A 7643-nucleotide genomic window follows, 5' to 3' on the forward strand; every position below is an offset into this window, starting at 1 on the left:
AAAAGAAATTGACGAACATTCGCGCGTCGGGCAAGGATGAGCACATCGATCTGGTGCCACCCATCCACCTGACACTGGAATATGCGGTTGAATTCATCGCCGACGACGAACTGGTCGAAATCACCCCCAAGTCGATTCGCCTGCGCAAACGCCATCTGAAGGAATACGAGCGCCGGCGCGCGCTGCGCGGTGCCGATTGAGCAGTGCAGTGAAGCGTCTTCGCGCTGCCCTCCTGCTGCATGATGCCAGAGGCCACAGACTTCGTGGTCAGTGACCTAGATTTCCGCGACGACAGGGTTGGTAGGCTCATGGGGCAGACAGCGGTGAATGGTTGCGGGTGGGCTACTTTTTCGCCACGGGTGCAACCAGGTCTGGAGGAGCCCTGTCGTGCCGCCCAAGCAGCGACCGGATGGGTTTCCCGCATGTCGGCCGATCTCTGGAAGGATCCGTAGGGTTAACTCGTATAGTGCAACTCCTATGGCGGAAGTATTCTGCCCCAGGTATCACCTCATGAGGGCGACATGATCACCAGCGTGGTTTCGCTTGCGGCAGATCTGTGCGCGGGCAGTCGCAGCAAGCCTGTGCGTCGATGCGCTATCCGCGACGGACTCGCGTGTGATTCGCGGCCAGCCCGCGTGTTGATGTCCGGATCAGGGTGCCAGACGGGCAAGGGCAACCTTCAGTTAGAGGAAGTTGAATGACAAGACCAGACAATCCATACGCCAATACGCAGCCGGGCGAAGAAATCCATGACATGTATGCCGCCAAGGGCTGGCATCCGGCGCCACCTGCCACGACCCGTGACCGCGGCATTGGTCCATTCAAGCGGCTCGTGCTTCGCGGCGCCACGGTGATCGACGGCACGGGCGCGCCGCCTTGTGGACCCTTTGACATCGTCATAGAAAGTGGGCGCATCACCGCCATGGTACCTGTGGGGACCCCGCATCTGCCGATCAAGCCCGAAGGGCGTCCGGCGGGCGGCGACCACGAGATCGACTGTTCGGGTAGGTACGTCATGCCCGGCCTCATCGACGCGCATGCACATATCCGCACCACACGGTACGCCATGACGGGGCCCATCCCGCCCCCCACCTATGCCTACAAGCTCTGGCTGGCGCACGGCATCACCACCATTCGGGAGACCGGCTGCTTCAATGGTCTTGGATACACCCTGCAGCAGAAGGACGCGTCGGCCAGATACGAGATTGTGGCGCCCAATATCATGGCATACGCGTATTGCCCCGTGACCAACGATCTGGTCAAGACCATCCATACCTCCGATCAGGCCACTGCGTGGGTGCATGAGATTAAGGCACGTGGCGCTGACGGCATCAAATTCATTGGCGCCGCATCGCCATCCATCATGCGGGCGGCGCTGGATGCTGCTGGCAAGGAAGGCCTTCGCTCTGCGTGCCACCATGCACAAATGGCCGTGACGCGAGTGAATGCGCTGAAGTCGGCTCGCTGGGGGCTGACCAGTTCCGAGCACTATTACGGATTGCCTGAAGCGCTATACGACGACCGGGTCGTTCAGGACTTTCCTGCCGACTACAACTACAACGACGAATACTTCCGCTTTGCGGCGGCGGGGCAGTCCTTCCTGCAGGCGGCGAAGCCTGGCTCGGCAAAGTGGAAGGAGACCATGAACGAGTTCTTGGAACTTGGCCTAACTTTCGTGCCGACCTTCACCATTTACAACGCCAATCGTGATGTGATGCGTGCCAGGCGGGCGGACTGGCATCAGGAATACACCTGGAAGTCGATCTGGAAGTATTACCAGCCGCAGCGTGGGGGCCATGGCTCGTACTGGACACAGTGGAGCACCCGCAATGAAATCGAGTGGAAGCAGCACTTTCAGCTCTGGATGCAGTTTGTGAACGAATACAAGAACCTGGGCGGGCGGGTCTGTACCGGCAGCGATTCGGGCTTCATCTTCCAGATCTTCGGCTTCAGTCTGATTCAGGAACTGGAGCTGCTACAAGAAGCAGGCTTCCACCCCCTGGAGGCCATCCGGGCGGCCACCTCACATGGGGCCGAGCTGCTCGGCATCGCGGACGAGACCGGTTCGATTGATGTGGGCAAGCGTGCCGACATCCTGATTCTGGACGACAATCCGCTGGCGGATTTCAAACTGCTGTACGGTACCGGTGCCCTGCGCTTCAACGACGACACGGGCAAGACCCAGTGGCGCCGGGCCCTGCGCTGGACGATCAAGTCGGGGATGATTTTCGATGTCGACGAACTGCTGCAGGATGTTCGCGACATGGTCAGGGAGAGCTGGAACGATGGCTCGGACGAAACGCCGGATGCCCGTTGACCTGATTTTGCTGTGCGGGTTCCTGGGAAGCGGCAAGACTTCGCTGATCATGGATTATCTGCGTCAGGATACGGGTGGCGATACGGGCGTCGTCATCAACGAGGTCGGCGAAGTCAGCATCGATGGCACCATTGTTGCAAACGACCGCAGCGGCATCCCCGTCACGGTGATGCCCAATGGCTGCCTGTGTTGTTCGCTGCGCAGCAGCGTGGTCGACACCCTCATGGCGCTGTTGACGGCTCCCAGGGCGGCGGGTGCCGCACCCATCCAGCGCATCATCGTGGAGGCCAATGGACTTGCCAGCCCGGGGCCCGTCATCGCGTCGCTGGCTGCGCCCGAGCTGATTGCCATGGGCGTGCGCGTGATGGTGGTGAGTACCTACGACTGCGCGTCGGGGTTGCCGGACGCCGACACCTTCGAAGATGCGGCAGCCCAGCTTGCTGCGGCTCGAAGAGTGGTATTCACGAAGATCGACCGGGCGGACATGGCCGGGCTGGCTCACCATCGCCGCATCGTGACGGGCATCAATCCGTTTGCCGAGATTCTGGTCGATGAGGATCGTACGCGTCAGGTGCGGGCGGCGTTTGGCTCGATGCGCCCGGGCGACCCCGTCAAAGAGGCCGCAGATGCGCTGTGCGCGCTGGGGCGCCAGGGGCTGGCGCACCCACGCATCCACGTATTCAGAGGATCTCCCGTGCAGGCGCTTTCGTGGGACGACGTGGCCACTTGGCTTGACGAAGTGTCGGGCCTGTGCGGTAATCGCCTGCTGCGTCTGAAGGCCACGGTCCACGTGTCCGATTGTGATGACCCCATCTGGATACAGAGTGTGGGCACCACGTTCAGCGCCCCCAGGCGGCTTGGTAGCGAGCAGCAGTGCAGCGATGCGTTCGTCGTCATTGCGCGTGACGTGACCCTCGAAGAGCTGCGTGGCACGTTGGGGTTTGCACCGATTGCGCTGAGTCTGTCCGACGAGGATGCGCCCGCGCGAAATGGCGTACTGGCACAAGCCATTGAGTCAGTCTGATATCCAGTTTTCGGCGGTGATTCCTACGGGTTTTCTGGCGATAACTGATCTGGCAAGTACGGCCCTACATGAGGAGGTTGGCCATGAATAAAATCTCGCGGCGGCAGTTTGTCTACGGCTCGGCTGCATTGCTCCTGCAGTCCAGGCTGGCGTGGGCGGCTGATAAGCGCTCCATTGTTGTGGGGACCTGGGGTGGCGATTTCGGCAGACTGCTCAAAGACAATGTCGATGGGCCGCTGATGGCTCCACAGGGAATCGAGGTCACCCAGAGCATTGCTAACGCGGCCACGCGCCGAGCGAAGCTTCTGGCTGAACGGCAGCTGCGGCGCGGTAGCATGGACGTAGTGTGCCTAGCCGATTTCGACATGTTTGCCGGCTTTCAAGCGGGGGCGCTGGAGCCCATCACGCCAAAGCATGTGTCGCGACTCGATAAGGTGCTGCCATTTCTTAAGACTTCCTACTCGATTCCACACATCTATTCGGCCCACGTGCTGGTCTACAACACTGAAAAAGTCAAGGAAAAGCCTAAGTCTTTTGCCGATCTGTGGGACCCACGGTACAAGGGGCGTGTTGGGCTGGTGGATGCACTGTTTCCAACCAACACGGTCATTGCCGCCATCGTCGGCGGTGGTTCCCCCACCAATATCGCACCGGCCGCCGCGAAGCTGCGTGAACTGCACGCGCTGCGGGCCAAGGTGTATCCGTCTCAGGAGGCCCTGGGCATCGGCCTGAAGGCGGGCGAAACATGGATCGCCATCACGGCTGCGGCGCGCAGCTACATGTGGCACAAGGCGGGCATACCACTGGCATTTTCCGTGCCCTCCGAAGGGGGATTCCCGGCGACGTACGAAGCCGGTGTGCCCAAGAATGCAAGCCACAAGGCCGAGGGCTACAAGTACCTGGACGCCATGCTCGAACCCAGCGCCCAGCTTGCCTTTGCAGCCAAGATGGGCTACCTGCCCTGCGTTAGCGACGCGAAGCTGCCGCCTGATCTGGATGCCGCCATCGGGTTTACGCAGGCCGAGCAGGACAGAATGCTGAAGATCAATCTGGACTATCTGACCAAGGAGCACGCCAGCATTCTGGACACCTGGATGAAGATATTCTTCAAGGCTTAGTCCATGGCGACGTCTGCACTGAGTGACTACTGGCGCCGTCCCCTGCGACGCCTGCAGGGGACGGTGCTCAGGGGCGTCTACCATGCTTTCGTGGTGCTCATGTACTTCTTCGTACTGTGCCCGCTACTCTTCATTCTGTGGCTAAGCTTCTTCAAGAATGCCATACTCACCTTTCCGCCCTCGGGGTACACGCTCGGCTGGTATGTGAAAGCGCTGTCGGACGATTCTTTCGTCAGTGGATTCGTCACGAGCTTTCAGGTTGCACTACTGGCGGCACTGTGCGGCGTGGCACTTGGCATCCTGGCTGCGCTGGGGCTAATCCGCCATCGTTTCCGCGGCAGCGACGTCGTCAACAACCTGCTGCTCTCTCCGCTACTGGTTCCGGCCATCGTCGCAGGGGTGTCCATCTATCTCGCCTATTTGTGGCTGGAAAACATTCTGAATCTGGACATCGTGGGCACCTATGGTGGCCTGGTCATCGCACATATCTGTCTGACCATCCCCTGGACGGTGCGTCTGGTGTCCGCCAACATGCTTGGGCTGGACCCTCTGGTGGAAGAGGCGGCACGCAATCTGGGGGCCAGCGACCGCACCGTGCTGTTTCGCATTACGCTGCCGATGTTGCGCCCAGCTATCGTGGCAGCGTCCCTTTTCAGCTTCATCGTATCGTTTGAAAACCTGGAGATGTCGCTGTTCCTGGTGGGGCCAGGGCACACGACTCTGCCGATTGCGATTTTGCAATATCTTGAATTCAATCTGGATCCGACGATCGCGGCGGTCTCTTCTGTCCAGATCGTATTGCTGGGGGCGGTCATGCTGTTGAGTGACCGCTTTGTAAAACTGAGCCGGGTGGTCTAAGCAAAAATGTCAGACGTGTCTATCAGGCAGCTAGAGAAACGGTTCGGCAAATCGTCAATTGCAGTGTCGAATTTTTCCCTCGATGTGGAAGATGGGGAGCTCGTCACGTTCCTGGGGCCCAGCGGTTGTGGCAAGACAACCACTTTGCGCATGATTGCTGGGTTTACGCCACCTAGCGCCGGCACGATTCATATTGGCGATACTGACGTGACCCATGTTCCCGCCTATTTGCGCGGCACTGGTATGGTGTTTCAGCGTTATGCCCTGTTTCCGCATATGACGGTGCGTGAGAATGTGTCCTTTGGCCTGGAAATGCACAAGATAAAAGGTGCGGAAAGGGAAAAGCGGATCCGTGAAACATTGGAGATGCTGAAGATGGACACATTTGCCGAGCGCTATCCCCGCCAACTTTCCGGTGGGCAGCAGCAGCGTGTGGCGATTGCCCGCGCGTTGTCGATTCAGCCGACAGTCTTCCTGCTGGACGAGCCCCTGTCGAATCTGGACGCGAAGCTCCGCGTGGAAGTCCGTGAAGAAATCAGATCGCTGCAAAAGCGCCTGGGCTTAACCACGATCTTCGTGACGCACGACCAGGAGGAAGCGCTCGCAATTTCGGACCGGATGGTGATCATGAACGACGGTGAAGCGCAACAGGTGGGCACCCCTAGCGGGCTGTACGAGACACCCGTTAATCTGTTCGTGGCGGACTTTCTGGGGAAGATGAATTTCTTCCATGGAAGAATCGATGCAGCCCGCCGCTTCATCACCGAAGATGGCCTGTCGCTTGCGGTGGAAGGGGCGAACGATACGACCCAGCACGTGGGTGTGCGCCCGGAAAGAATCTCGCTGCGCGAAGCGGCTGAAGCCGACAACGCCTTACCGGGGGTCGTAGAATCGGTATCCTATTTGGGACCTTATGCGAACGTGAGTGTGCGGCTGGCGGGTAGTGGTCAGCGCCTGAGCTGCCGTCTGACCAACAGCGGGGGCGCAGCGGCTACGCTGGTGGGCCATGGAGCGCGTGTCTACGCATCTTTCGGGGCCACGGATTGTTCGGTATTTTCAGAGTAGCACCGCATGGGTGAATTTTCGTCCGCGAATCCGGGGTACGGAAGCGCAGTGCGTGGTGCGAGCCTAGCGTTTCCGGCGTCGTTGCTGGTGCTTGCCGTCATCGTCGCGCCCATGATCATGCTCTTTCGCGATAGCTTCAACCGGTTCGAGTCTTCGATCATGGTTGCGGCCTTTACGTTTGACAACTACATCCGATTCTTCACGGACCCATACTATCAGCACGTGCTGCTCAGCACTCTGTATATCGCAGCCGTGTGTACCACACTTTCGCTGGTGCTTGGGTTTCCCGTGGCATACTTCCTTGCCAAATCCCGCAGCCGACACAAGAGCATCTACATCATTCTGCTGGTGTTTCCACTCGTCGTGGGGAGCGTGGTGCGCTCGGCTGGCTGGATGATGATCCTGGGCGACACTGGGGTCATCAACTACATCCTGAACTACCTGGGCTTGACGACGAAGCCGATACACCTGATGTATACCCCGCTGGCCGTTATCATTGGGACCACGAGTGTTGTCATGCCCTATCTGATCCTGATTCTTCAGAGCGTGCTCGAAGGCATCGATTTTTTGGTGGAGGAAGCAGCACAGAACCTGGGCGCAAGTTTTCCCGTGACACTCCGGCGCGTGGTCATTCCGTTGGTAGCACCTGGGATCGCGACAAGCTCAGTGCTTGTGTTCATCCTGTGCATGAATGCATTCGCTACACCCGTGCTGCTGGGCGGCACAGGTATCATGATGATGGCGCCGGCGTTGTACCAGCAGATGACGCGCGCATCGAACTGGCCCTTTGGCGCTGCGCTTGCATTGATCCTCGTCCTGACGACCCTAGTCGTTGCCCTGCTGATGAACTGGCTGATTCATCGGCGCTATGTGAAGACGATGGGTATTTCATAGCGATGTCGGCGCGACCTCCGCGGGCGATTACCGTGCAGTCGCTGTGAGTAATCCATGAACGACGATTTCCGCCCCGTTAATGTAGTCGACTTCATCGGAAATCAGGGAGCAGACGCGTTGTCTCTTTCGGTTCGATCTGGTGAAATACGGGTCTACATACCGGGCGGCGGTCGGCTGCCACGAATCGAGGAAGGGTAGGTCATGAGTTCAAGAGAAAGAGTCGGACGGGCAGGTCACGAGGGGGCGAGCAAGGTTGCGCTCGTGACGGGGGCCGGCAGCGGCATCGGGCGCGCGGTGGCGCTCGAGCTGCTTGCTCACGATTATCGTGTCGCGCTTGCCGGTCGACACCGTGAAACGCTCGAACAGA

The 7643-nt window shown here is 59.4% G+C and carries 7 protein-coding genes and 1 pseudogene; all 8 read left to right on the forward strand.

The genetic code is table 11. From position 1 onward, the window contains the following. Positions 1-200 (forward strand): annotated as a pseudogene (locus EPN31_RS00035) (translational GTPase TypA); the annotation flags it as partial. Between the two features lie 497 nt (positions 201-697). After that, positions 698-2317, forward strand: a complete 1620-nt coding sequence (locus EPN31_RS00040) for an amidohydrolase family protein (RefSeq protein WP_291767975.1) — start codon at positions 698-700, stop codon at positions 2315-2317. Further along, entirely contained in the window at positions 2307-3341 is a 1035-nt protein-coding gene (locus EPN31_RS00045; RefSeq protein WP_291767976.1) for a GTP-binding protein, read from the forward strand. Before EPN31_RS00040 ends, EPN31_RS00045 begins: the two co-directional genes overlap by 11 nt. Before the next feature lie 83 nt (positions 3342-3424). Further along, positions 3425-4459 (forward strand): extracellular solute-binding protein, encoded by a 1035-nt coding sequence (locus EPN31_RS00050; RefSeq protein ID WP_291767977.1) that lies wholly within the window; start codon positions 3425-3427, stop codon positions 4457-4459. A gap of 99 nt (positions 4460-4558) precedes the next feature. After that, positions 4559-5317 (forward strand): ABC transporter permease, encoded by a 759-nt coding sequence (locus tag EPN31_RS00055; protein ID WP_291767980.1) that lies wholly within the window; start codon positions 4559-4561, stop codon positions 5315-5317. A gap of 6 nt (positions 5318-5323) precedes the next feature. Next, positions 5324-6382 carry an ABC transporter ATP-binding protein gene (locus tag EPN31_RS00060; RefSeq protein WP_291767978.1) on the forward strand — a complete coding sequence of 353 codons (1059 nt, stop codon included), beginning with the start codon at positions 5324-5326 and terminating at the stop codon, positions 6380-6382. A gap of 6 nt (positions 6383-6388) precedes the next feature. Further along, on the forward strand, positions 6389-7276 hold the full coding sequence (locus EPN31_RS00065; RefSeq protein WP_291767979.1) for an ABC transporter permease: 888 nt from the start codon (positions 6389-6391) through the stop codon (positions 7274-7276). 201 nt (positions 7277-7477) lie between these two features. After that, positions 7478-7643, forward strand: a 166-nt coding sequence (locus EPN31_RS00070) for an SDR family NAD(P)-dependent oxidoreductase (protein WP_291767981.1), incomplete at its 3' end; no start/stop codon positions are given.

The organism is Castellaniella sp. (assembly GCF_004321985.1).
Taxonomy (GTDB): Bacteria; Pseudomonadota; Gammaproteobacteria; order Burkholderiales; family Burkholderiaceae_B; genus Castellaniella.

What these genes read in the sequence shown, in the direction of transcription:
- EPN31_RS00045 (WP_291767976.1), top strand. Translation starts at nt 2,307, where the DNA reads ATGCCCGTTGACCTGATTTTGCTGTGCGGGTTCCTGGGAAGCGGCAAG.
- EPN31_RS00060 (WP_291767978.1), top strand. Translation starts at nt 5,324, where the DNA reads ATGTCAGACGTGTCTATCAGGCAGCTAGAGAAACGGTTCGGCAAATCG.
- EPN31_RS00055 (WP_291767980.1), top strand. Translation starts at nt 4,559, where the DNA reads ATGTACTTCTTCGTACTGTGCCCGCTACTCTTCATTCTGTGGCTAAGC.
- EPN31_RS00050 (WP_291767977.1), top strand. Translation starts at nt 3,425, where the DNA reads ATGAATAAAATCTCGCGGCGGCAGTTTGTCTACGGCTCGGCTGCATTG.
- EPN31_RS00065 (WP_291767979.1), top strand. Translation starts at nt 6,389, where the DNA reads ATGGGTGAATTTTCGTCCGCGAATCCGGGGTACGGAAGCGCAGTGCGT.
- EPN31_RS00040 (WP_291767975.1), top strand. Translation starts at nt 698, where the DNA reads ATGACAAGACCAGACAATCCATACGCCAATACGCAGCCGGGCGAAGAA.